This is a genomic window from Actinokineospora bangkokensis, assembly GCF_001940455.1.
Classification (GTDB): domain Bacteria; phylum Actinomycetota; class Actinomycetes; order Mycobacteriales; family Pseudonocardiaceae; genus Actinokineospora; species Actinokineospora bangkokensis.
The window spans coordinates 336155-359097 of the sequence record NZ_MKQR01000007.1; the positions used below are offsets into that span (position 1 = coordinate 336155).

General features: G+C 71.9%; 22 protein-coding genes. 16 read left to right on the forward strand and 6 right to left on the reverse strand.

Annotation, left to right across the window (positions count from 1 at the left end; translation table 11 throughout):
- Nucleotides 1-190: 190 nt before the first annotated feature.
- Nucleotides 191-412 carry a DUF5302 family protein gene (locus tag BJP25_RS05855; protein ID WP_075973726.1) on the forward strand — a complete coding sequence of 74 codons (222 nt, stop codon included), beginning with the start codon at nucleotides 191-193 and terminating at the stop codon, nucleotides 410-412.
- A gap of 49 nt (nucleotides 413-461) precedes the next feature.
- Here the strand turns inward: BJP25_RS05855 and yidC are convergent, their stop codons facing one another.
- Nucleotides 462-1253, reverse strand: coding sequence for a membrane protein insertase YidC (gene yidC, locus BJP25_RS05860; RefSeq protein ID WP_075973727.1), 792 nt, complete (start codon nucleotides 1251-1253; stop codon nucleotides 462-464).
- Nucleotides 1254-1642: 389 nt separating this feature from the next.
- The gene (locus tag BJP25_RS05870; protein ID WP_075973728.1) at nucleotides 1643-2608 is read right to left on the reverse strand and encodes an SEFIR domain-containing protein; all 966 of its coding nucleotides are present in this window, start codon (nucleotides 2606-2608) and stop codon (nucleotides 1643-1645) included.
- A gap of 158 nt (nucleotides 2609-2766) precedes the next feature.
- Between BJP25_RS05870 and BJP25_RS05875 the strand changes: the two genes are divergently transcribed.
- From BJP25_RS05875 to BJP25_RS05915, 9 genes are all read left to right on the forward strand, one after another.
- The gene (locus BJP25_RS05875) at nucleotides 2767-3090 is read left to right on the forward strand and encodes a putative quinol monooxygenase (protein ID WP_075973729.1); all 324 of its coding nucleotides are present in this window, start codon (nucleotides 2767-2769) and stop codon (nucleotides 3088-3090) included.
- Nucleotides 3091-3212: 122 nt separating this feature from the next.
- A complete protein-coding gene (locus BJP25_RS05880) occupies nucleotides 3213-3791 on the forward strand; it encodes a toll/interleukin-1 receptor domain-containing protein (protein WP_075973730.1) in 579 nt (192 codons plus the stop codon).
- Nucleotides 3792-3795: 4 nt separating this feature from the next.
- Nucleotides 3796-5406, forward strand: coding sequence for a tyrosine-protein kinase family protein (locus tag BJP25_RS05885; protein ID WP_075973731.1), 1611 nt, complete (start codon nucleotides 3796-3798; stop codon nucleotides 5404-5406).
- An 87-nt stretch (nucleotides 5407-5493) separates the two neighbouring features.
- The gene (locus BJP25_RS05890; protein WP_075973732.1) at nucleotides 5494-6126 is read left to right on the forward strand and encodes a hypothetical protein; all 633 of its coding nucleotides are present in this window, start codon (nucleotides 5494-5496) and stop codon (nucleotides 6124-6126) included.
- Entirely contained in the window at nucleotides 6123-9242 is a 3120-nt protein-coding gene (locus BJP25_RS05895) for an ATP-binding protein (protein ID WP_075973733.1), read from the forward strand. Before BJP25_RS05890 ends, BJP25_RS05895 begins: the two co-directional genes overlap by 4 nt.
- Before the next feature lie 142 nt (nucleotides 9243-9384).
- Nucleotides 9385-9882 carry a YbaB/EbfC family nucleoid-associated protein gene (locus tag BJP25_RS05900; protein ID WP_075973734.1) on the forward strand — a complete coding sequence of 166 codons (498 nt, stop codon included), beginning with the start codon at nucleotides 9385-9387 and terminating at the stop codon, nucleotides 9880-9882.
- On the forward strand, nucleotides 9879-10211 hold the full coding sequence (locus BJP25_RS05905) for a hypothetical protein (protein WP_075973735.1): 333 nt from the start codon (nucleotides 9879-9881) through the stop codon (nucleotides 10209-10211). The genes BJP25_RS05900 and BJP25_RS05905 overlap by 4 nt, the downstream gene beginning before the upstream one ends.
- A 9-nt stretch (nucleotides 10212-10220) precedes the next feature.
- Complete coding sequence (locus tag BJP25_RS05910; RefSeq protein WP_075973736.1) at nucleotides 10221-11333, forward strand: hypothetical protein; 1113 nt, start codon at nucleotides 10221-10223, stop codon at nucleotides 11331-11333.
- Nucleotides 11333-12502: a hypothetical protein gene (locus tag BJP25_RS05915; protein WP_075973737.1), complete on the forward strand. Its 1170-nt coding sequence runs from the start codon at nucleotides 11333-11335 to the stop codon at nucleotides 12500-12502. Before BJP25_RS05910 ends, BJP25_RS05915 begins: the two co-directional genes overlap by 1 nt.
- 58 nt (nucleotides 12503-12560) lie before the next feature.
- On the opposite strand, the gene BJP25_RS05920 is transcribed toward BJP25_RS05915, so the two are convergent.
- Both BJP25_RS05920 and BJP25_RS05925 read right to left on the reverse strand, forming a co-directional pair.
- Nucleotides 12561-12851 carry a GNAT family N-acetyltransferase gene (locus tag BJP25_RS05920; RefSeq protein ID WP_075973738.1) on the reverse strand — a complete coding sequence of 97 codons (291 nt, stop codon included), beginning with the start codon at nucleotides 12849-12851 and terminating at the stop codon, nucleotides 12561-12563.
- A gap of 104 nt (nucleotides 12852-12955) precedes the next feature.
- Nucleotides 12956-13417, reverse strand: a complete 462-nt coding sequence (locus BJP25_RS05925; protein ID WP_084793764.1) for an anthrone oxygenase family protein — start codon at nucleotides 13415-13417, stop codon at nucleotides 12956-12958.
- A 100-nt stretch (nucleotides 13418-13517) separates the two neighbouring features.
- Here BJP25_RS05925 and BJP25_RS05930 point away from each other — a divergent pair, with 100 nt between their 5' ends.
- Nucleotides 13518-14477, forward strand: a complete 960-nt coding sequence (locus BJP25_RS05930) for an AraC family transcriptional regulator (protein ID WP_075973739.1) — start codon at nucleotides 13518-13520, stop codon at nucleotides 14475-14477.
- A gap of 14 nt (nucleotides 14478-14491) precedes the next feature.
- On the opposite strand, the gene BJP25_RS05935 is transcribed toward BJP25_RS05930, so the two are convergent.
- Complete coding sequence (locus BJP25_RS05935; protein ID WP_075973740.1) at nucleotides 14492-14923, reverse strand: VOC family protein; 432 nt, start codon at nucleotides 14921-14923, stop codon at nucleotides 14492-14494.
- A 62-nt stretch (nucleotides 14924-14985) separates the two neighbouring features.
- Here BJP25_RS05935 and BJP25_RS05940 point away from each other — a divergent pair, with 62 nt between their 5' ends.
- Both BJP25_RS05940 and BJP25_RS05945 read left to right on the forward strand, forming a co-directional pair.
- Entirely contained in the window at nucleotides 14986-15642 is a 657-nt protein-coding gene (locus BJP25_RS05940) for a GntR family transcriptional regulator (RefSeq protein ID WP_075973741.1), read from the forward strand.
- A gap of 63 nt (nucleotides 15643-15705) precedes the next feature.
- On the forward strand, nucleotides 15706-17589 hold the full coding sequence (locus BJP25_RS05945) for a type I restriction-modification system subunit M (RefSeq protein ID WP_075973742.1): 1884 nt from the start codon (nucleotides 15706-15708) through the stop codon (nucleotides 17587-17589).
- 257 nt (nucleotides 17590-17846) lie between these two features.
- On the opposite strand, the gene BJP25_RS05950 is transcribed toward BJP25_RS05945, so the two are convergent.
- Entirely contained in the window at nucleotides 17847-19139 is a 1293-nt protein-coding gene (locus BJP25_RS05950) for a ricin-type beta-trefoil lectin domain protein (RefSeq protein ID WP_075973743.1), read from the reverse strand.
- A gap of 671 nt (nucleotides 19140-19810) precedes the next feature.
- Here BJP25_RS05950 and BJP25_RS05955 point away from each other — a divergent pair.
- The 3 genes from BJP25_RS05955 to BJP25_RS05965 are packed head-to-tail and all read left to right on the forward strand — an operon-like array spanning nucleotide 19811 to nucleotide 22943.
- Complete coding sequence (locus tag BJP25_RS05955; RefSeq protein WP_075973744.1) at nucleotides 19811-21085, forward strand: ABC transporter substrate-binding protein; 1275 nt, start codon at nucleotides 19811-19813, stop codon at nucleotides 21083-21085.
- Between the two features lie 2 nt (nucleotides 21086-21087).
- Nucleotides 21088-22071 (forward strand): carbohydrate ABC transporter permease, encoded by a 984-nt coding sequence (locus tag BJP25_RS05960; protein WP_075973745.1) that lies wholly within the window; start codon nucleotides 21088-21090, stop codon nucleotides 22069-22071.
- A 20-nt stretch (nucleotides 22072-22091) separates the two neighbouring features.
- The gene (locus BJP25_RS05965; RefSeq protein ID WP_198943381.1) at nucleotides 22092-22943 is read left to right on the forward strand and encodes a carbohydrate ABC transporter permease; all 852 of its coding nucleotides are present in this window, start codon (nucleotides 22092-22094) and stop codon (nucleotides 22941-22943) included.

Below are 22943 nucleotides of genomic sequence, written 5' to 3' on the forward strand. Positions count from 1 at the left end.
CGAGAGCGAGGACTGGCACCATCGTCGGCATGCGCTACTGAGACGCCGAGACCCATCCCCCTGATCGGACCGCGGGCCTTCTCGCACCGCCTGTCCGGGGACTCTCGCTGCACACCACTTGACCTCCCGTCGGTGGTACCCGCATGTCCACGCTCGGCCTGGTCCACGCTCAGCCAGGCCGATCCCTCGCATGAGCGCCTTCAGCACGACCTGCTCCGTGGAGGCCACCTTGGCTGCCAACAAGTCCCGCACCGCGTCCCTGGACGACATCCGCGACCGCTTCTCCCAGGCGCTCGCGCAGAAGAACCGCGGTTCGCACCCCCGCGAGTCGCACGTGGACAACCAGGTCCGCGGCGGGTCGTCCACCGTCCCGGTCCCGCGCAAGCACCAGCTGCGCCGCAAGACCGGCTGACCCGGGAGCGCTGCCCCGGCGCGGGATCCGCGCCGGGGCAGTCCCGTGTCTACTGTGGATCCGCCTTGACCGGCGCCGAGCCCTCCACGAAGGAGGGGAGGACGTGCGCTTGGCCCAGCGTCCACAGGTTGTTCGCGAGGAAGTACACCAGAACCCCGATCGGCACGGGGAACAGCAGCCCGGATACCAGCACCCCGACAGGCGCCAGGTACCCCAGCCACCTGCCGATCGTCGCCGCCTGCCCGGTGGCGGGGTTGCGCCGCTGCGACACCCGGATCGACAGGAACGTCGCCAACCCGGCCAGCAGCATCAACGGCAACCCCACCCCGAGCACGTGCGCGCGATCGGTGGCGAACGCGGCCAGTTCGTGCGCGGGCTGGCTCACCCAGTTCCCCAACCGCGCCCCGAAGAGGTCCGCCCGCAGGAACGACTCCACCCCGGCCCGGTCGAACACGTGGTTGCCCGCGGCCCCGGGCGTGAAGTCGCGCAAGACCGCGTAGAGGCTCAGGAACACCGGGATCTGCACCAGCGCGGGCACGATCGCCCCGAACGGGCTGGTCCCGTGCTCGGCGTAGAGCTCCTGCACCTCCCGCGCCAACCGGGCCCGATCACCCCGGTGCTCCTCCTGGACCCGCTTCAGCGCGGGCGCAAGCGATTGCGCGACCCGCGCCGCCCGCAACTGCCGCACCGCGGACCGCACCAGCAGCAACCGCACGGTGAACACGAGGAACGCGATGGCCAACACCCACGCGGCCCCGCTGTCGGACCCGAAAAACCCCCCGAACACCCAGTGCCAGAACCAGAGCACGGCGGAAACGGGGTAGAGGAAGACGTCGAACAAAGCAAGCTCCTGATGGGAGAGGTGGCGGACGAGGACGTCAACCGCCCACGCCGGAACCCTCCCGGCGCCCTACAGGACGGCGACCCCCGCGCCGGACGGAGCCCTCGGCCGCGTCCGCCCCCGCCCATCCGGATCCCGGAACCGCACCCCACCAACACCCCGGGCCCGCTCCCGCAGGCTGACCGCCCGAACCCCCGCAGGCGCGACCCCCACCACCACGACGCACAACAACGCCACGGCGATGACCACAGCCACACCAGCCGTCACCGTCGAGGCGACCAGCCCACCGCCGGAACCTCCGGGCAGGGCCAGGAAGAGGGCAGGCAGGAACAGCGCGAGCACGAACCGCAAGCGCGTCCCCGGGAACCCCATGCCCGCGATGCTACCCCTCACCTCACCACCGGGTCCCCCCACGCCAACTCCGGCGGTCGCCCGGCGAACGAGCCGGGCAGGGCAGGCGGGCGCTCCATCTCCAGGCGGAGCACCTGACCCTGCACCACCACGTCGACGCGCTGCGGTTGCCCGATGCCCGCCGTGGCCTCCCAGCGCGGCTTGCCGTCCACCAGCACGCGGAACCGACCGGTCTGGAACCGCTCCACGGCGTCGTCCAGCACGCCCGCCACCGCGGTGAACCGGTGCCGCCCGGCGGGTAGTTCGACCTCGACGAACCCCTGCGCGGGCACCCCCGGGCTCAGCACGACGCTGTCAGCGTGCTCGACGCCGCCCAGCCGGGCGCCGCCCGCCCGCACCTGGGGGCTGCTGCGCAGCCACCGCTCCTGCTCGCACACCCGCGCGGGCCCGGCCGCCGCGTCCCGCAGCACCCCGTCCGGCCCCACCTTGCCCAGCCACTGACCGCGCTTCTTCCGCTGGTGGCGCGCCACCCCGGTGATGGCCCGCACGATGTCGCCCAACCCCGCGGCCGAGACGTCCTGGACCAGGAAGTGGGTCATGGAGTGGGGGTTGAGGATCCGGGGGATGTCGTCGACGGTCCAGCCGGGCAGCACCACGGGGAGGATCTTCCGCGTGCCCGCCACCGCGTCCTCGGTCATGATGTCCCGGAGGATGCCGCCCTCGAACTGGGCGCCGCGCCCCTCGCCGGCGGCGGCTTCGCCGTCGATGCGCCGCCGGTAGTCGCGCGAGGCCACCGCGATGATCCGGTCCGCCGACCGCATCTGGTGGGCGAACAAGCCCCAATCGATGCGGATGGCGTCCTCGTACTGGTCGAGCAGCACCTCCAGCCCCAGCTCCTCCTCCAGGCAGTCGGCGAACCTCCCCACCGCGTCCCGGTGGTGCTCGCTGTCGTGCGAATAGCTCATGAACACCCGCGGTGCCGCGTCGAGCACGGGTTCGGCCATCGTTCCCCCTCCACCTCCGGTCCGGGGCATTGTGACCCCCGAAGTGTGCCTGTGAACACCGCTCCGAACAGGCTGTCGCCCATTTGTCGCCCGCGCCGGAACAGGCGTGCCGGGCGGCCCGGTGGCATGCTGGGGGCACGCCCGGCGGAAGGAAAGAAATGATCTTCATTACGGCCAAGTTCCAGGTCAAGCCCGAGGACGCCGACCAGTGGCCGGAGATCTCCCGCGAGTTCACCGAGGCCACCAGGGCCGAACCGGGGTGCCTGTGGTTCGACTGGTCCCGCTCCCTGGACGACCCCACCGAGTACGTCCTCGTCGAGGCCTTCCGCGACGGCGAGGCGGGCGGCGCGCACGTCAACGCCCCGCACTTCAAGAAGGCCCAGGAGACCCTCCCCCCGCACCTCGTCTCGACCCCGAAGATCGTCAACTTCGAGACCCCCGGCACGGAGTGGTCCCTGCTCGGCGAACTCGCCGTCGACTGATCACAACACGGTCCCGGCGCGCTTTTGTCTAGTTTTTGCCGGCCTCTCACCCCTGCCCAAGACCGGCCCGAGCGACCTACGCTCGGGCCGGTCCTGTTGCGGCACAAGGGGAGTGGCTGGGCGTGTACCAGTACGACGCGTTCATCAGCTATCAGCGCGGCAGCCGCGCGGGCGAGTGGGTCAAGACCCACTTCGAGCCTCGGCTGCGCGCCCTCCTCGACGAGAACTCCCTGCACGAGGTCCGGGTGTTCACGGTCGATTCCGGCAGGTCGGGCGGCAGGTGGCCGGATGACCTGCGGCACGCGCTCCTGCACGCCAAGGTCCTGATCCCGGTCTGCACCCCGAAGTACTTCACCAACGAGTGGTGCAAAGCCGAGTGGGCCTCGATGGAGGGCCGGGAACAGCTCCTCGGGCTGGGCGTCAACGACCCCCGGGGTCTGATTCACCCGGTGGTGTTCGGTGATGGCGACCTCTACCCGGACTGGGCCAGCCGCAGGCACATGACCAGCTTCAAGGACTACGCGCACCCGGAACCGCAGTTCGCCAACAGCCAGGGGTACTTCGACTTCGTCAAGCTCATGTTGACGTTCGTCGAGGACCTGGTGATCGCGCTCGACGACGTGCCCCCGTGGGAGGACGGCTGGCCCATCCACACCCCCGACGTCGAGCCGCTCGGGCCGTCCCCCCTGCCGAGGTTGTGACGCCGTGCCCGGTTCGGTGATCACCTTCTACTCCTTCAAGGGCGGCGTCGGGCGCAGCTTCACCCTGGCCAACGTCGCGCTGCTGCTGGCCCGGTGGGGCTACTCGGTGCTCTGCGTCGACTGGGACCTGGAGGCGCCCGGCCTCAACTACTACTTCCAGGACATGCTCAGCAGCCCGCCGGAATCCGGGGTCATCGATCTCGTCGACGACTTCACCACCGACCCGGACGGCCCCCTCGTCGACCGCACCATCAGCCTCATCGGGGTGGGCGCGCTCGACCTGCTGGCCGCGGGCCGGGCCGACGCCCGCTACTCCGAGAGGGTGCAGGCGGCGGACTGGGACGGGCTCTACAAGCGCAGGTTCGGGGACTTCCTCGAACGCCACCGCGACGCCTGGCTGGCCAGGTACGACTACGTGCTGATCGACAGCCGCACCGGTGTGTCGGACACCGGCGGCATCTGCACCGCCCAACTCCCCGACCGGCTGGTGCTCGTCACGGTGCCCAACATGCAGAGCATCCGGGGCGTCGTGGACATCGCGACCCGCGCGGCGGCCGCCAGGGACGGGCTCCCGTACGACCGGAGCAGGTTGAGCGCGCTGCCGGTGCTCTCGCGGCTCGACACCAACGAACTCGAACGGGCGGAGAGCTGGCACCGCCGCTTCCTCGAAGAAGCGCTCCCGCTCTACCGGAACTGGCTCGACGTCGGGGTGTCGGCGGAAGTGGTGTCGCGGCTCACCACCGTGCCCTACAGCGCCTACTGGAGCCTGGGGGAACAACTCCCCGCCGCGGCCGAGACCGAGCCGACCCCGGACCAGATCACCTACCCGCTGGAGACGATCGCCGCCCTGGTGGCGCAGGGCTTCGACCGCACAGACCTGCTGGGCGAGAACCGGGACGCCTACGTGACCCGCGTGCGGGAGCGGAACCGGGAGTTCTCGCACGAGGTCCTGGTCAGCGCCAACCGCCCGACGATGGAGTTGGCGGAGACCCTGGCCAAGGCGCTCGCGGAGCGCGGGGTGCGCGCGGAGCGGTCGCTGTCCGGTGACCGGTCTCTGATCCCCAGGGCGGAGGCGGAGGCCCGGCACCTGTGCCTGGTCGTCGACGGGAAGCTGACGCGCTGGCAGGAGGCCGAGGTCGAGCTGTTCCTGCACCGGACCATCGGCCAGGACCGCAGGGTCATCCCGATCCTCACCGAGACGGCGAACCCGGAGGAGTTGCCGGGGTTCATCGCCAACCTGCGCTACGTGCGGATGAGCCAGTCCCGGGGCGCCGACGAGGTCGCCAAGGCGGTGGTCGACCAGGTCCTCAAGCGGGTTCCGCTCGTCGACCAGGGCGACGCGGATTTCCCGGGCTTGCTCGCGAAGGTCTCGGCAGCCCGGTTGCCCGAAGCGCTCTGGGCGCTGATCGATGAACTGGTGGGTGAACTGCTCAGTGTTGTGGGCAGCGGAGACGCCGTCCTGGCCGCCGAGATCGCCGACGAGATCGCGGCGGTGATCACCCCTCGGCCCCGGCGGTCGACTGTGCCCAGGACACCCGCGCCCAGGGACACCGTCGGCGCGATCGAGTGGGCGATCCGCGTCCTCAACGCGCGTGTGATCAACAAGCGCGAGTAGCCGCCCCACGCCGTTCCACCCACGAACCTGCTCCACCACCCCAGCGGGACACCCGGTCCCGCGTCTTCGGTGCGGAAGGAAAGTCGGATGGCAGACCGTTTGTCGCACAAGCAGACCGCGGCCATGTTCGCGCTCATGGTGACGGCCCGGGAGGTGAGCAACCCCGACCTGACCGAGATCGCCGGGTTCCCCCTCAACGGGGCCGAGCGCAGGCAGCTCAACGACCTCGGGCTGGTCGTGAGCAGCAAGCAGGGGCGCTGCTACGTCCACGAGCTGACCGACGACGGCTGGGCCTGGTGCTCGGCCGAGCTGGCGGAGGGCACCCCGCCACCGCCGCAGCCCCGCAGCCTGCTCGTCGGCTCGTTCTACCTGGTGCTGGCCTCGCTGCACCGCTACCTGGCGCGGCAGGGGCACCCGCTGTCGGAGGTCTTCCGGCCGGTGGTCGACCTGACCGCGGAGCAGATCGAGGACCGCATCCGGGAGGCCTACACCAAGCTGGCCCGCAGGCCCCAGGACTGGGTGCGCCTCGCGGACCTGCGCCCCTTGCTCGACGGCGCCCCGAGCGCGGAGGTCGATGCTGTGCTGCTGGATCTGAGCAAGCTCGGCGCCGTGCACTTGGCGCCGCTGTCCGACCGCAAGCGCCTGACCCCGGCTGATCACGCGGCCGCGATCCGGGTCGGCGGTGCGGATAGCCACCTCGTCGTCGTCGAGGCGTCATGAGCGAGCAGTTGCGAGCGCTGTCCTCGCTCTACCTCGACTCCGCGGACACCCCCGACCACGTCTGGGTCGACTCCCAATACCACGTCGAGGGCCTGCACGCTGAGGTCATCGATAGCATCGACCTGGGCATCCGTGCGGCGCAGATGAGTTCGAACGGAAGCCCTATCGGCTTGGTGCTGCAAGGGCTCAAAGGTGTGGGCAAGACCCACCTGCTCGGCACCGTGCGAAGGCGGGTGCACGCGGCTGAGGGCTACTTCTTCCTGAACGACCTCACCACGGGGGAGGCGTTCTGGGACAACACGGTGGACGCCCTGCGCACCGGGTTCAACCGCCCTGACGCCTCCGGTGAGACGCAGCTGCGCAGCTTCTTGCGCCGCATCTGCGAGCAGGCGGACGTTCCCCCGGAGGTCACCAAGGTGATCCTGGGTGGCAAGCGGCTGACCCGGGAGCAGGTCGACGAGTTCGTCGTGGGTGTGCGTCGATTGGACCGCCAAGTGGGCGTGGAGTGCGCTGACATGGCCAGGTCCCTGGTGCTTTACGGGTCGGACAACCAAGAGCAGAACGACGTCGGGGAGGGATTCCTCGCCGGGTACACCGAGACCCGCCGGGGTGAGCGGGAGGTGTGGGGGATCCGGGCGAGGGTCCCGCGCGCGGAGTTCCGCGTCCGGGATGTGACCCGCCTGCTCGCACTCACCGGGCCGCTGGTGGTGGGGGTCGACCAGCTCGACACCCTGCTGAACCAAGCGGAGAAGCAGGCCGACGGCGATGGCAACAGCCAGATCGACCTGATGGTCGGTCAGGTCGCGGACGGACTGATGCGGTTGCGGGAGGTCACCCGCCGCACCCTGACGGTCCTGAGCTGCCTGCCGGACACGTGGCTGAAGATCGAGAACAAGGCCGCTGACACGGTGACGGACCGGTTCCGCCCATCGCGCATCCTGGGCCGCATCCGCGACGCCGAGGTGGGGAGGTCGCTCATCGCGCGCAGGCTCGAAGGCTCCTACGCGGCGGTCGGGTTCACCCCACCGCACTCGACGTGGCCGATCGCGCCGTCTGCCTTCGACAGCCACGGGTGGAACCAGTTCACCCCGCGGGTGCTGCTGCGGAAGCTGCACATGCACGTCGAGATGTGCCTGCGGGCGGGGCAGGTGTGGGAGTTGGTCTCGTTCGACGATGAGTCGCTGCCGCCGAACAAGGTCCCAGAGGTCGAGCCCGCGCCCGTCCAGGTGCAGAGCCAGAAGCAGGCCGCCCAGGCCCAGGCGCAGGTGGTGGACCGGCACGCGGAGCTGGACGAGCTGTTCGAGCGGCTGCGGGCCTCGGCGGACGTGCAGGGGATGCTCGACGCCCAGAACGAGGACGTCCTGATGCCGGAGCTGCTGTCCACTGTGCTGCGCGCGTGGATCACCGAGGTCGGTGACGACAACATGGAGTGGGAGTGCCGCACCTGGTCCAACCGCAACGAGGTGCACGCCTGGCTCACGCGCACGCTGGACGAGGAGAAGGACCTGGAGGAGCACTGGGCCTTCCGGTTCATCGCGGTGCCGGACCCCCGGGCGGCGCTGAGCCGGGTGCGCAAGGCGATCTCCGCGACGAAGCTGAACCAGGGGGCGGACAACCGGCACCTGGTGCTGATCCGCAACCTGAAGTGGTCGACGGGGCTGAAGACCCGGGAGGAGCTGGCGTCGTTCGACCAGGCGGGGGGCGATCGGCTGGCCTTCGCGGAGGACGACCTGCGCACGTACTGGGCGCTCAAGGAGCTGATCGCGGCGAACCGACCCGACCTGCACGACTGGCTGGTGGCGCGCAGGCCCGCCAGCCGCTCGGCGCTGCTGCGCGCGGTGCTGCCCGAGCCGCCGGCGGCGGGGGAGACGCACCCGCCGCCGGGGGACGGGGTGGTGGTGCTGGGCCGGGAGGTCGAGTCCGGGGCGGCGGTGGGCGTGGAGCTGGAGGCGCTGCGCAAGCACGCCGTGGTGTTCGCCGGGTCCGGGTCGGGCAAGACGGTGCTGCTGCGCAGGATCATCGAGGAGTGCGCGCTGCTGGGCGTGTCGTCCATCGTGCTCGACCCGAACAACGACCTCGCGCGGCTCGGTGACCCGTGGCCGCAGCCGCCGACCGGGTGGGCGCCCGGTGACGCCGAGGCGGCGCGGCGGTACATCGAGGGCACCGAGGTGGTGGTGTGGACGCCCGCGCGCGCCAACGGGCGGCCGCTGGCGTTCCAGCCGTTGCCGGACTTCGCCGGGGTGCTCGACGACCATGACGAGTTCGCCGCGGCCGTGGAGGTCGCGGTGGCCGCGCTGGCGCCGCAGGTGCGGTTGACCGGCAGCGGGCCGCGCAACCACATCAAGCTCGCCGTGCTCAAACAGGTCGTCGAGCACTTCGCCAGGGCGGGCTCGCGCAGCCTGCCGGGGCTGATCGCGCTGCTGGAGGAGCTGCCGGAGGACGTCAGCACGCTGCGCGACGCGGGCAAGATCGCCGCGGAGCTGGCCGAGGCGCTCAAGGCGGCCATGGTCAACGACCCGCTGTTCGCGGGGACGGGGACGCCGGTGGACCCGGGTGAGCTGCTCACCCCGAGCGTGGGGAAGCGCGCGCGGGTGTCGGTCATCAGCTTCGTCGGCCTCCAGTCGGACGCGCAGCGCCAGAGCTTCGTCAACCAGTTGCAGATGGAGCTGTTCTCCTGGTTCAAGCGCAACCCCGCCGGTGATCGGCCGCTCGGGGGTCTGTTCGTCATGGACGAAGCGCAGACCCTGGCGGCCGGGGGGACGATGACGGCGAGCACGCGGAGCACGATCGTGCTGGCGTCGCAGGCGCGCAAGTACGGGTTGGGGTTGTTGTTCGCCACGCAGGCGCCGAAGGGGTTGCACAACCAGATCACGGGGAACGCGATGACGCAGTTCTTCGGGCGGTTGAACAGCCCGGCGCAGATCGACGCGGCGAACGAGATGGCCAGGGCGAAGGGGAGCCAGGTGGCCGACATCTCCCGGTTGGAGCGTGCTCAGTTCTACGTGTCGGGGGAGGCGTTCGGGTTCCGGCAGGTGGCGACGCCGTTGTGCTTGAGCCACCACCCGGCGAGCCCGCTGCGGTTGGAGGAGGTGCTGGAACGGGCTCGGCGGGGGTAGGCGGGTGGGCACCGGGCCCGGGGGTGGTCCGGTGCCCAGACCGCGTGTGGCTCGACTTCGGGAACCGGGTGGGAGGAGGGGCCGTCGGACGGGGTGAATGGCATCCTGTTCGGCAACCGGTTGCCGGGGTGAGGAGTTCGTGGTGTCCGCTGAGTTGGATCGGCTCGCAGCCGAGTTCGGGAAGTTCCAGGCCAGGATCCGGGAGGCCGAGGCCCGGTTCGACGGCGTCGCGGCCGTGCAGGGGGAGTTGACCGCGCTGGAGGTGGTGGCGACCTCCCCGGACCGGGCGGTGCGGGTGGTGGCCGGGGCCGGGGGCGCGGTCAAGGACATCCAGCTCGGGGCCGACGCGATGCGCAGGCCCGCGCAGGCGCTGGCGCAGACCATCATGGCGACCCTGCGCGAGGCGGTGGCCGAGGCCGCGCGGCGGCAGGCCGGGATCGTCGACGGCGCCTTCGGGGGCGGGTTGGGCACCACCGGGCTCGTCGAGCGGGCCCAGCAGGAGGCCGCCGAGCAGCAGGCCGCGGGAACCGGCGGGCCCGCTGCGGCGTCCCAGCGCCGAGAGCGGCCGGCGCGGCGCACCGCGCCGGACGACGACTTCGACGACTACAGCGACCAGTCGATCTACCAGGGGCCCCGATGACCACACCGGACCACATCGACGTCGACATCTCGGCGTTGCAGTCGTACTCGGGCCAGCTCGGGTACTACCAGTCCGAAGCGGACGGCTTCGGGCGGCTCATCGACGTCGCCGACGTCAGCGGCGAGGCCTGGGGCGTGATGGGCGCGTTCGCCAAGGGCCAGTACACCGAGAAGCTGACCGAGCTGCGGTCGCTGCTGGAGGAGATGAAGTCCGGCGTGGAGGCGCTGTCGACCAAGATCTCCGACACCGCCGCGACCTACCAGGGCACCGAGGACGACGCGGTGATGCGCTTCGGCGCGCACGAGGCCGTCATCGACGGTCCGCGATAAGGGGGAGACGTGACCGAGCCCAAGCAGAGCATCTCCGGACAGCTGGACGTCTCCGCCTACGACGAGAGCTTCGGCGCCAACCTCGACCGCGCCGCCGAGGCGACCCCGGTCGTGGGCAACGTCTACTCCACCGGCAAGTCCATCGCCGAGCACGCCCAGCAGTTCGGCGAGGCCGACGGGCTGGCGGAGCTGGCGGCGGCGTCGAAGGGGCTGGCCTCCGACGGCGCGGCGTTCGTCGCCGGGGCCGCCGCGGACGTCACCACCTTCGCCATGGACCCGATCGGCTGGCTGGTCAGCAACGGGCTGAACATGCTGCTGGAGCTGGTGCAGCCGCTGCAGGACGCGCTGCACCAGGTCAGCGGCGACGGCCCGGCCATCGGCCACGCCTCGGGCAACTTCACCACCATCGCCCAGGGCTTCCTCGCCCTCGCCGACGACTTCGAGGCGACCGGGGACAAGGCGCTCAAGGACTGGCGCGACGAGGCGGGCGACGCCGCGCGCGAGGCGCTGGGCGAGTTCTCCACCGGCATCCGCGGCGTCGGGTCCAGCGCGGGCTCGGTGGCCGAGGTGCTGCAGATGTGGTCGATGGTCATGGTGGTCATCGAGGAGGTGATCAAGGCGATCATCTCCGAGCTGGTGTCCTGGCTGATCACGCTGTGGCTGCCCGCGCTGGCCTCGTCGGTGATCACCCTCGGCGGCTCGGTGGCCGCGGCGATGACCGCCTCGATCGCCAAGGCCGCGACCGTGCTGGCCAAGGTCACCCGCTACCTGGGCAAGTTCGGCAAGCTGCTGGACGAGTTCATGCAGTTCCTGGTCAAGTACGCGGGCAAGCTGGAGAAGTTCGCCGAGCGCTTCCGCGTCGGCAAGGTCGTCGACTCCGGCGGCCGCCAGGTGTTCCAGCCCAGCAGGCGCGTGCTCACCACCGCGCTGGGCACCCACGCGGGCGTGACGCCGTTCCTCACCGGGGCGGGCATCAAGGCGGGCATCGGCGCGGGCAAGGCGCTCTACGAGGAGGCCGACCAGACCGCCCGCGAGGCGATCAGCGGGGACGCACCGGTGCGCAAGGGTGACATCGGCGGCGGTCAGAGCCCCGAGGAGACCCGCCGCAACCTCGACATCTAGTGGGGGTCGCGCAGACCTCGGCGCTCGGCGGCGCGGTGGCCGTCGCCGCCCTCCTGCTCGGCGTGCTCGCGCAGAACCGGGGGTGGCGGCTCGCGTCGGCCGTGGCGTACGGGATCGCGGGCGGTGTCGGCGCGCTGACCACCGGGTATGCCGTGTCCGGCGGCACGTTCGACGGCGGCTGGTACCAGGTGTGGACGCTGCTGCCGCTCGCCTTCACCGTCCTGGTGTGGTGGCTGGGGCACCGCCAGGCGGGCTGGATGCGCAGGCTCGGCGTGGTGCTCGACGAGGGCACCGCGCCGAGCTTCGGCGTGCTCCCCGGGCCCGTGGCCGCCGTGGCGCACGACGACCCCGCAGGCCGGTTCACCACCGCCGTCGAGTTCACCGCGCAGGGCCACCGCGTGCTGGCCGCCCAGTACACCTCGCACACCTCAGACCGGCCGGGCGTGCGGCCCGGGGGTCGCCTCGACCAGGCGATCACCCTCGTCGACGCCACGTGCGCGCTGGTGCAGGTGCGCGTCCCCCGCGTGCCCGCGGTCGTGCTGACCCCGGTGCCGGGCCACCACAACCCGGCCGAGGACGCCCGCACCACCCGCAACCTCGTCGGCGCGGTGCGCCCCGACGCCGTGCTGCACCCCGTCGAGGGCGCGATCACCCTGGCCGACCGGTTCGAGGTGCACGCCGAGGACCCGGACGCCGCCCGCCTGCTGCTCACCCCGCGCGTGCAGGAGGCCATCGCGGGCGACCCGTGGTGCCGCGTGCGCCCGCTGGCCCTCGCCCACGGCGCGCTGTGGACCACCGAGGCGGGCCACCTCACCGAGACCGCCGCGCTCGACGGCTCCCGGCACCTCGCGCGCCTCGCCGCCGTCGTGCCGTGGGACGACGCCGACTACGCCGCCACCGCCGCGGCCGCCGACACCTCGGCCGCGGCCTGGTACGGCGGCAGGCGCAGGCTGCTGGCGCGCGTCAACGACCGCCGCCTCGCCGCGGACCGGCCGCCGCTGTCGGCGGGGTCACTGGCGCGCAGGCTGCTGGTCCTCACCGCGGTCGACGCCCTGTGCCTGGGGGCCGCGACGCAGGGCGCCCAGCAGGCGTTCGCCGGTGTCCTCGTCGCCGCGCTGGCGACCCTGGTCGTGGTGCGCTGGACGTTCTTCCCGAAGCGCCAGGCCTAGGCGTTGTTCAGATCCGCCACCGTCCCCGGCCTGGCACCACGGCTGCCCCTCGTGCGGGCTAGCCCTTCTGGTAAGCCAGGTCCAGGTACTCGGGGTGGCGCTGCATCCACCCGGCGATGAACGGGCAGGTCGCCAGCACCGGCACCCCGCGCTCGCGCACGTCGTCCAGCGCGGCCCTGGCCAGCGCCCCGCCGACGCCCTTGCCCTCGAACGCGCTGTCCACCTCGGTGTGCGGCAGCACGACCAGGTTGTCGTGGCGCAGGTACTCGGCGAACCCGGCCAGCTTGCCGTCCACGCGGGCCTCGAAGCGCTTGCGCTCGGGCACGTCCACGACCTCGACTCCGCTCATGGCCCCACGCTACCCCGCACCGGGGAGGGGACCGCCCCCCAGTGGCGGCCCCCTCCCCGGGGGGTGGGTGGTGGACAGACCCCCAGCCGGTCCACCACCCGGCTTCAGCAGCTCAGCGCGGCCAGGACGAGGCAGCCCAGGGCGGCGGTGGCGGCGACGACCCTGGCGTGGTTGGCCCGGGTCCACGGCCGCTCGTAGGCGGCCCGCGCGGCCGCGTGGTCCTCGCCCGCGGCGTCCAGGCGGTTGTTGAGCGGCACGTTGACCACCACCGTCGTGGCGAAGGCGACCAGGTAGCAGGCGAGCCCGGCCAGCGCCCACCCCGCCGCCGGGCCGTCGAGCGACCACGCCGCCGCGGCGGGCAGCACGGCGGCGCCGAAGAACGCCGCGAAGAACAGCGGGTTCTGGATGGCGGCGTTGGCCTGGCGCATCGCCTCGACGAACGTGCGGTCCGAGCCGCGCGCCAGGCCGGGCAGCACGGCCGCGCTGAAGGCGGCGAAGGTGCCCGCCACCAGCCCGGTCGCGATCGCGGCGGCGACCAGGAGCGCCTGCTGGGACATGATCGACATGAGCACCAGTCAACAACGGCGGGGCGGCGCGCTCCATAGCCCACGAGCGCGCGCGCATCATCGAACGTCTACGCCGTGCCCAGCCACTACGATCGGGGCTGTGGACGCCCTCGCCGCCCTCCTCGACGGGCCCCGCGCCCAGGGGGCCTTCCTGCTGCGCTCGGTGATGCGCGCGCCGTGGTCGCTGCGGGTCGTGGACGAGGCCCCGCTGACCCTGGTCGCCGCCGTGGCGGGCGAGTCCTGGCTGGTCGTCGACAGCCAGCCGCCGCTGCGCCTGCGCGCGGGCGACGTCGCGGTGCTGCGCGGCCCGGAGCACTACACCGCCGCCGACGACCCGGCCACCGAGCCGCAGATCGTCATCGGCCCCGACCAGGCCTGCCGCGCGCCCGACAGCGGCCCCGGCGGCGACTACCGCGACCTGGGCGTGCGGACCTGGGGCAACGACCCGGACGGGGAGACGGTGCTGCTCACCGGCACCTACAACCTGCGCGGGGCGGTCAGCGAGCGGTTGCTCAGCGCGCTGCCGCCGCTGGTCGCGCTGTCGGACGCGCCGCTGATCCCGCTGCTGGCCGCCGAGGTCGGCAAGGACGAACCCGGCCAGGCCGCCGTCCTCGACCGGCTGCTGGACCTGCTGCTCACCACCACCCTGCGCTCCTGGTTCGCCCGGCCGGACGCGATGGCCCCGGCCTGGTACCGGGCGCACACCGACGAGGTCGTCGGCGCCGCGCTGCGGCTGATGCACACCGAACCGGCCCGGCCCTGGACGGTGGACGCGCTGGCCAGGGCGACCGGGGTGTCCCGGGCGGCGCTGGCCCGCCGGTTCACCCGGCTGGTGGGCGAGCCGCCGATGGCCTTCCTCACCGGGTGGCGCCTGGCCCTGGCCGCCGACCTGCTGCGCGAGCCCGGCGCCACCGTCGGCTCGGTGGCGGCCAAGGTCGGCTACGGCAGCGGGTTCGCGCTGAGCACGGCGTTCAAGCGGGTGCACGGCGTCAGCCCGGCCCACCACCGCAAGCACGAGTTGGCCGTGCACGGCATCGAGCAGCAGGACGCGGTCGTCTGAGCGGGCCGGGGCCCTCAGACGGCGAAGACCTGGTCGTCGTCGGCGAACGCCTTGAACTCCAGGGCGTTGCCCGCCGGGTCGAGCAGGAACATCGTCCACTGCTCGCCAGGCTGACCCGCGAAGCGCACGTGGGGCTCGATGACGAACCCGGTGCCCGCGGCCCGCACCCGCTCGGCCAGCTCGTGGAACCGCTCGACGGTGAGGATCAGCCCGAAGTGCGGCACCGGCACGTCGTGGCCGTCAACCGGGTTGTGCACCCGGGCCTGCCGCCCGGGCGCGAGGTGGGTGACGAACTGGTGCCCGTGCAGGTCCCAGTCCACCCACCGCTCGGCGCTGCGCCCCTGTGTCAGGCCGAGCACGCCGCCGTAGAAGGCGCGGGCGGCGTCGAGGTCGTCGACCGGGACGGCCAAGTGGAAGCGCGGGATGGGGGAGTCCAGGACGCTCACGGTGCCTCCGTTCGTGGGATGTCTGGATGTTAACATCACGACAAGTGAGCGGGGAGGACGCGATGACCAGCCACGAGGTCCGCCCGGCCCGGCGCCGGGGCCTGTCCGACGAGGTGGCCGACCGCATCCGCGACGGCATCCTCGGCGGCGCCTACCCGCCCGGCGCCGCCCTGCGCGAGGTCGAGCTGGCCGGGGTGTTGCAGGTCAGCCGCGGGCCGGTGCGCGAGGCCCTGCGCGCGCTGGAGGGCGAGGGGCTGGTGCACGTCACCTGGCACCGCGGCGCCACCGTCACCGCGCTGTCGGACCAGGACGTCGTCGAGCTGGACAGCCTGCGCGGCGCGCTGGAGGAGCTGGCCGTGCGCGCCGCCGCCGCCCGCGCCACCGAGGCCGACCTCGACGCCGTCGACCGCGCCGCGGCGGCCATGGCCCGCGCCGCCGACCCGCACGAGCTGGCGGCCCGCGACATCGCCTTCCACGACGCGGTGTTCGCCGCCGCCCACCACGGGCGGTTGGCGGCGGCGTGGCGCGCGATCCGCAACCAGGTGCACCTGTTCCTGCTCACCCGCATCGCCCGCAGCGCCGACGACTACCTCACCGGCGTCCCGGCCGAGCACCGCGCCCTCGCCGCCGCCCTGCGCGCCCGCGACGCCGCCACCGCGCTGCCGCTGTTCGCCGCGCACCGCAAGCAGGCCTTCGACGTCCTCACCGCCGGGCGCTGACCCGCCCGGGGCGCCCGCGCCCGGCCGGGCTGCGACGATGGGCGCGAGACCCGGGAGGGCGCTGTGGACAGCGGGACGCACGTGCGGTTGGCGAACCACGCCTGGTCGGTGGCCGAACTGCTGCGCGGCAGCTACCGCCAGCACGACTACGGCAAGGTCATCCTGCCCTTCACCGTCCTGCGCAGGCTGGAGTGCGTCCTGGCGGCACCGGCCGGGCGGCCCGCGTTCGCCAACGCCAGCACCCACACCCTCGCCTCGATCGCGGCGGACCCCGAGCCCGCCGAGCGGCTGCTGGAGTACCTGGCGGCCTTCTCGCCGCAGGCGCGGGAGGTGCTGGACAGCTACGAGTTCCCCCAGCAGGTGCGCAGGCTGGCCGCGGCGGGCCTGCTGCCGCAGGTCGCGGCCCGCTTCGCCGACCTGGACCTGCGGCAGGAGGTCGTCGGCAACCACCAGGTCGGCTACGTCTTCGAGGACCTGATCCGCCGCTTCGCCGAGCAGTCGAACGAGACCGCGGGGGAGCACTTCACCCCGCGCGAGGTCGTCGAGCTGATGGTGGACCTGCTCGTGGCCCCCGACCGGGACGCGCTCGCCGTGCCGGGGGTCGTGCGCACCGTGTTCGACCCGGCGTGCGGCACCGGCGGCATGCTCAGCGCCGCCGCCGAGCGCATCACCCGGCTCAACCCGGACGCGCGCGTGGCGGTGTCCGGGCAGGAGCTCAACGGCGAGTCCTGGGCGATCTGCCGCTCCGACCTGCTCATCACCGGCCGCGACCCGGGCGCGATCGCCCTCGGCAACTGCTTCAGCCACGACGGGCACCCCGGCGCGACCTTCGACTACCTGCTGGCCAACCCGCCCTTCGGCGTGGAGTGGAAGGTGGTGCGCGAGGTCGTCGAGCGCGAGCACGCCGACCTGGGCCACGACGGCCGCTTCGGCGCCGGGCTGCCGCCGATCAACGACGGCTCGCTGCTGTTCCTGCAGCACATGCTGGCCAAGGCCAAGCCGGTGGCCGAGGGCGGCAGCCGGGTCGCGCTGGTGTTCAACGGCTCCCCGCTGTTCTCCGGCGGCGCGGACTCCGGCCCGTCCCGGATCCGGCGGTGGGTGCTGGAGAACGACTGGCTCGAAGGCGTCGTGGCGCTGCCGGACCAGCTGTTCTACAACACCGCGATCTCCACGTACCTGTGGGTGCTGAGCAACCGCAAGCCCGCGCGGCTGCGCGGCAAGGTGATCCTGCTGGACGCGCGCGACCAGTGGCAGCGGATGCGGAAGTCGTTGGGGGACAAGCGCAAGCAGATCAGCCCCGAGCAGGTCGCGGAGATCACCCGGCGTTACACCACCGCGGACGGGAACTCGGACGCGGTGAAGGTCCTGCGCACCGAGGACTTCGGCTACCGGCGCATCACCGTGGAACGCCCGCTGCGCCTGCGGTTCGAGGTCACCGAGGAGGCGCTGTCGGCGCTGGCGGCGGCCAAACCCGTCCAGCGCGCCACGGACGCGGCGGCCCTGGCGGACGCGCTGCGCCCGCTGCTGGGCGAGCGCTGGCCCGACAAGGCGACCGCGTGGGCGGCGGTGCGCGCCGCGGCCGACTCGGCGGGCGTGCCGTGGCCGACCACGGCCACCGCCGCCAAGGCCCTGCGCGACATCCTCGGCACCCGCGACCCCGATGGCGAGCCCCAGCGCGCCAAGGGGACCCCCGAACCCGACCCCGACCTGCGCGACCAGGAGAACGTCCCGCTCACCGAGGACCCCGAGGACTTCCTCCGCCGCGAAGTCCACCCGCACGCCCCGGACGCCTGGATCGACCCCGCCAAGACCCGGATCGGCTACGAGATCCCCTTCACCCGCCACTTCCACGTCGAACGCCCGCTGCGCCCCCTCGCCGAGATCGACGCCGAGATCCGCGCGCTGGACGCCGAGATCCGCGCCCTCCTCGCCAAGGTCATCGACTGACCGCGCAACACCCCGAGCGGGTGCCCCAGTAGTGCCGGCCACGCTTCTGTTCCGGGCATCCCGGGCGGTCCACGAGTGGCGGCGGCGAGCCCGGACTGGGGGAGGGCCTCCCGCCGACTGCGGCGCAGCGCGGACCGGTCGGCCCTGTCCGACCCGAGCGCCCGCCGAAGCAGCCTGCTGAACCGGCGTGCCACACCCCTCACCAGCCCCGATCGTCGTCGACCGGAGGTGGTGAGGGGTGGTCGAAGCCCGTCGGGTCAGGCGGGCGTGCCCCACCGCTGGGTCGCGGACCCGGTGCAGGTGGACAGGAACAGCTGTCCCGTGCCGCCGTCGGCGGGGGCGGTGAGGCAGAGCCCGCTCTGCGGGTTGCGCAGGCCGTCCGCCCCGTTCCTGGTCCAGCGCTGGGTCCGTGCGCCGCTGCACGGGTCCATCTCGACCAGGGTGCCGTTCGCCGCGGGGACGGCGGTCACGGTGACGCAGCTCTTGACCGCGCGCAGGGAGCCGCCGCTGGCCGGTGTCCACGCCCACTTCTGGGCGGCGATGTCCGAGCACGGGTAGACCCGGACCGGGGTGCCCGGATCGGAGGACCCGCCCTTGACGCTGAGGCACTTGCCGTCGAAGCCGGAGGTGGCCGACCCGTAGGCGGTGAGCCCGAGCGTGACCAGCGTGGACTTGACCAGCTGCGCCGCCCTCCCCATGCCCTCCTCCGTCGGGTGCCACTTGCCGCTCGGGGCGGAGTAGTCGAAGATCCACGAGTCGGCGGCGCACACGTCGTGGCGGTCGGTGGCGGTGCTCTCCGCCTCCATGTCGATCACCGTCGTCCCGGTGGACTCCCGGGCCGCTTCCCGGATCTTCTTGTTGACCTCTGTCCCCGCCGCCGAGATGGTCGACCACTGGGCCGAGGTGAGGGGCACGTTCGCGCACAGGTGGGTGCTGTCCAGCGGTGTGATGCTGCCGAAGTCGGGGAGGATCTTGAAGTAGGTGAACAGCAGGACCCGCACGTCGGCACCCGCCCTGGAGCGGATCTCCGCGATGACGTTCTTGATGTTGCCCTTCATGGCGTCGTAGTTGCCGGACGGGTTCTTCGAGCACGCGGGGATGTTGTCGGGGGTGTTGGTGTTGCGCGCGGTGCACTGGGCGTCCTGGATCAGGCTGCCGACGTAGCCGACGTCGTTGCCGCCGATGGTCAGCGTCACCAGCTTGGTCCCGCTCTGGACGGCGTTGATCTGCGCCGGTTGGCCGTGCTGGCCGGTGACCAGGACGTTGTTCGTCGTCGCGCTGCTGCAACTGACGTCGGTGAGGTTGGCGCCCAGGTCGCGGCCGAGCTGGTTGGCGTAGTTGTCGTTGGACCGCTCGCAGTCGGACGCGGCGGTCCCGGCCTGGGTCGGCTTGATGCCGGGCCCCGCCGCGAAGGAGCTGCCCAGGGCCACGAAGGGCAGCCCGGCGGGATCGGCAACCGTGTCCGCCACCGCCTGCCCGGCGCCCGCGGTGGCGAGGGCCACCAGTCCTGCGACCAGCGCGGCGAGCCGTTTCCCGTTGCGGGATCTCATGGTGTTCCTCGGGGTGTCGGTGTTGTCGTGGTGCGGTGTTGTCGTGGTGCGGTGCGGGTCGGGGGGCCCGGCGGCCGGGAAAGCGTAGGACCCGGCAGGCGCACGATTCCAGGACCGAATCGGGAAATGGGAACCGCATACCCTTCGGCAGCTTCACTCGGCGACGAATTGTCCGATTCAATTCCCCGGAGCACGTCGACGACCTGCGGAAACGAAGATTACCAGCGTGCGCCAGCAATGCAACCGGGTCGATCCGACCATTGACAACGGCGTCGAACTTGTCCACCGCGCGGGGTTTTCGGGCAAGAATCCAGTCCATTTGGCCACGGCGGGCGATCGAGGAAAAGCGGATCGACAGTGGTTGTGGGGGGTGGGGGCGCGATCGACACCGACCGCGCCGACGCAGGCTGGCTCGGCTCCCTCCCGTGACCCGGCGCGCTCGGCCCCGCCTGTGTCGGAGGTCGGTTCCTGGCGTGCCGCCACTTTGGGAGCGCTCTCACCCGCGCGGAGGGGATTGGCGCAGGTAGGCATGGCGCTGAGCAGGTGATGCTTGACGAGCGCGCGTGTGCTGGACCACACTTCACCCGTCCTTATTGGGAGCGCTCCCAATTTCCAGACGCCGGGGTCGTGGTGGCCCGGGTGGTACCCGAGGGGTCGATGTGCGCCAACGAATGTGCAGAGCCGTGGCTCTGGCAGCCGCCATCGCGGTGGTGGGGGGAGGGCTGGCCGCCTGCGGTGGGGGCCAGGAGCAGGCGAGCGGGGGGAAGGTCGAGCTGAGCATCGGGACGTTCACCGAGTTCGGCTACGAGGAGCTGCTGGCCGAGTACCAGCGGCTGCACCCCGGGATCACGGTCAAGCACAACAAGACCGGGCAGGGCGGGCCCTACCACCAGCAGCTGTTCACCAAGCTCGGGGCGAACAAGGGCCTGGAGGACGTGGTGGCGGTCGAGGAGGGCTACCTCTCCGACGTGCTGGCCAAGTCGAACCTGTTCAACAACCTGGAGGAGATCGGCCCGGAGGACGTCACCGCCGCGCGGTGGCTGGACTGGAAGTACCAGGCGGGCAAGGACAAGAAGGGCGCGCTGATCGGCTACGGGACCGACGTCGGGCCGCTGGCCATGTGCTACCGCAAGGACCTGTTCGAGGCCGCGGGGCTACCCAGCGACCCCGAGGCGGTCAAGCCGCTGTTCGCCAGCTGGGACGCCTACTTCGCCGCCGGTGACGAGTACGTGCGCAAGACCGGCAAGGCGTGGTTCGACTCCGACGCGCAGATCTTCAACGCCATGCACAACCAGCTGCCCACCGGGTTCTTCACCCCCGACGACACCCTCGCCATCGAGTCCAACGCCGCGATCCGGCAGAACTGGAACACCGTCACCGCCGCGGGCGCGCGCGGGCAGACGGCCAAGCTCACCGCCTTCTCCAACGAGTGGAACTCCGGGTTCAAGTCCGCGGCCTTCGCCACCAAGACCTGCCCGTCGTGGATGCTCGGGGTGGTCAAGGCGCAGGCCGGGCCGGAGAACGCGGGCAAGTGGGCGGTCACCGCGGCGTTCCCCGGTGGCGGCGGCAACTGGGGCGGGTCGTACCTGACCGTGCCCAAGCAGAGCAAGCACCCCAGGGAGGCCGCCGAGCTCGCCGCCTGGCTGACCGCCCCCGAGCAGCAGATCAAGGCGTTCCTCAAGACCGGCAACTTCCCCAGCCAGGTCGCGGCGCTGGAGTCCCCGCAGCTGCTCGACACCACCGACGCCTACTTCGGCGGGATCAAGTCCGGGCAGCTGTTCGCCGAGCAGGCCCGCAAGGTCGCCAAGCCGCAGTACAAGGGCCCCGGCGACGGGCGCATCCAGGAGACCGTCACCAGCACCGCCCTGCAGGCCGTGGAGCAGGGCGCCACCCCCGACGAGGGGTGGCAGCGGGTGGTCGACGGCGCCGAGAAGATCGCCCGGTAGCCGTGGTCAGCACCCGGCAGTCCCCGGCTCCCGCCCCCGCGCGGGAGCCGGGGCCCGCGCCCCGCCCGGCCTGGCGGGACCGGTTGACCCGCTGGGACGTCAAGGCCTCCCCGTACCTCTACATCGCCCCGTTCTTCGTCGTCTTCGCCGTGGTGGGGCTGTTCCCGCTGCTCTACACCGGCTACCTGTCGCTGTTCGACCGGGACCTGCTCGACGACAGCCCGACGTTCGTGGGCCTGGGCAACTACGCCGACCTGCTCGCCGACGCGCAGTTCTGGAACGCGCTGGTGAACACCCTCAGCATCTTCCTGCTCTCCACCGTCCCGCAGATCACCGTCGCCGTCGGGCTCGCCGCGCTGCTCAACACCCGGCTTCGGCTGCCGACGGCGTGGCGGGTCAGCGTGCTGCTGCCGTACGTGGCGAGCCTGGTCGCGCTCGGGATCATCTTCGCGAACCTGTTCGGCCCGCAGTACGGGCTGGTCAACGGCGTGCTGGAGACGCTGGGCCTGGACCGGGTGGACTGGCAGGCCGACCGGTTCTCCAGCCACGTCGCCATCGCCGTGATGGTGAACTGGCGGTGGACCGGCTACAACGCCCTGATCGTGCTCGCCGCGATGCAGGCCATCCCCAAGGACCTGCACGAGGCGGCCACCGTCGACGGCGCCGGGCCGCTGCGCCGGTTCACCTCGATCACCCTGCCGCTGCTGCGCCCGACGCTGATCTTCGTGGTGATCACCTCGACGATCGGCGGGTTGCAGGTGTTCACCGAGCCCAAGCTGTTCGACGCCATGCCGGGGTCGAACAACGGCGGTGCGGTGAACCAGTTCCAGACCGTGACGCTCTACATGTACCAGTCGGCGTTCGAGACCCAGCACCTCGGCTACGCCTCGGCGATCGCGTGGGTGCTCTTCCTCGTCGTCATCGTGATCGCGCTGGTCAACTTCCTGCTCACGCGCAGGATCGCGGGCACCGGGGGTGAGCGGTGACGCTGACCCTGCCGCGCGCGCTGCGCCGCTCGGCGCGCAACGAGGAGCGCTCCTCCGGGGGCCGCGCCCGCTTCTGGACCTACGGGCTGCTGATCGCGTTCGTCGCGGGCTCGGCCTTCCCGTTCTACTGGTCGTTCCTGGTGGCCAGCCGCGACTCCGGCATGCTCACCGAGACCGTGCCGCCGCTGCTGCCCGGTGGCAACTTCCTCGCCAACGCCCAGCGCGTGTTCGACTCGGTGCCGTTCTGGAAGGCGCTGGGCAACAGCGTCGTCGTCTCCGGCACGGTGACCCTGACGACCGTGCTGTTCTCCACCCTGGCCGGGTTCGCCTTCGCCAAGCTGCGCTTCCGCGGGCGCAACGCGCTGTTCCTGTTCGTGGTGGCGACCCTGGCCGTGCCGACCCAGCTCGGCATCATCCCGCTCTACCTGGCGATGTCGGAGCTGGGCTGGGCGGGCGGGTTGCAGGCGGTGGTCGTGCCGAACCTGGTCACCGCGATCGGGGTGTTCTGGATGCGCCAGTACACCGTGGAGGCCGTGCCGTTCGAGCTGATCGAGGCGGCCAGGGTGGACGGCTGCTCGATGCTGCGGGTGTTCTGGCACGTCTGCCTGCCCGCGGTGCGCCCGGCGGCGGCGTTCCTGGGCATGTTCACGTTCATGACCAGCTGGAACGACTTCCTCTGGCCGCTGGTCGTGCTCGACGCGGAGAACCCCACCGTGCAGCTGGCGCTGGAGCGGTTGCAGTCGGGGTTCTACGTGGACTACTCGCTGGTGCTGGCCGGGACGACGCTGGCCACCATCCCCGTCCTCGTCGTGTTCGTCCTGCTCGGCCGCCAGATCGTGGCCGGGATCATGCAAGGTGCCGTGAAGGGATGA

What these genes read in the sequence shown, in the direction of transcription:
- BJP25_RS05925 (WP_084793764.1), bottom strand. Translation starts at nt 13,417, where the DNA reads ATGTCGATCATGTCCCAGCAGGCGCTCCTGGTCGCCGCCGCGATCGCG.
- BJP25_RS05955 (WP_075973744.1), top strand. Translation starts at nt 19,811, where the DNA reads ATGTGCAGAGCCGTGGCTCTGGCAGCCGCCATCGCGGTGGTGGGGGGA.
- BJP25_RS05920 (WP_075973738.1), bottom strand. Translation starts at nt 12,851, where the DNA reads ATGAGCGGAGTCGAGGTCGTGGACGTGCCCGAGCGCAAGCGCTTCGAG.
- BJP25_RS05875 (WP_075973729.1), top strand. Translation starts at nt 2,767, where the DNA reads ATGATCTTCATTACGGCCAAGTTCCAGGTCAAGCCCGAGGACGCCGAC.
- BJP25_RS05855 (WP_075973726.1), top strand. Translation starts at nt 191, where the DNA reads ATGAGCGCCTTCAGCACGACCTGCTCCGTGGAGGCCACCTTGGCTGCC.
- BJP25_RS05890 (WP_075973732.1), top strand. Translation starts at nt 5,494, where the DNA reads ATGGCAGACCGTTTGTCGCACAAGCAGACCGCGGCCATGTTCGCGCTC.
- BJP25_RS05905 (WP_075973735.1), top strand. Translation starts at nt 9,879, where the DNA reads ATGACCACACCGGACCACATCGACGTCGACATCTCGGCGTTGCAGTCG.
- BJP25_RS05940 (WP_075973741.1), top strand. Translation starts at nt 14,986, where the DNA reads ATGACCAGCCACGAGGTCCGCCCGGCCCGGCGCCGGGGCCTGTCCGAC.
- BJP25_RS05895 (WP_075973733.1), top strand. Translation starts at nt 6,123, where the DNA reads ATGAGCGAGCAGTTGCGAGCGCTGTCCTCGCTCTACCTCGACTCCGCG.
- BJP25_RS05870 (WP_075973728.1), bottom strand. Translation starts at nt 2,608, where the DNA reads ATGGCCGAACCCGTGCTCGACGCGGCACCGCGGGTGTTCATGAGCTAT.
- BJP25_RS05950 (WP_075973743.1), bottom strand. Translation starts at nt 19,139, where the DNA reads ATGAGATCCCGCAACGGGAAACGGCTCGCCGCGCTGGTCGCAGGACTG.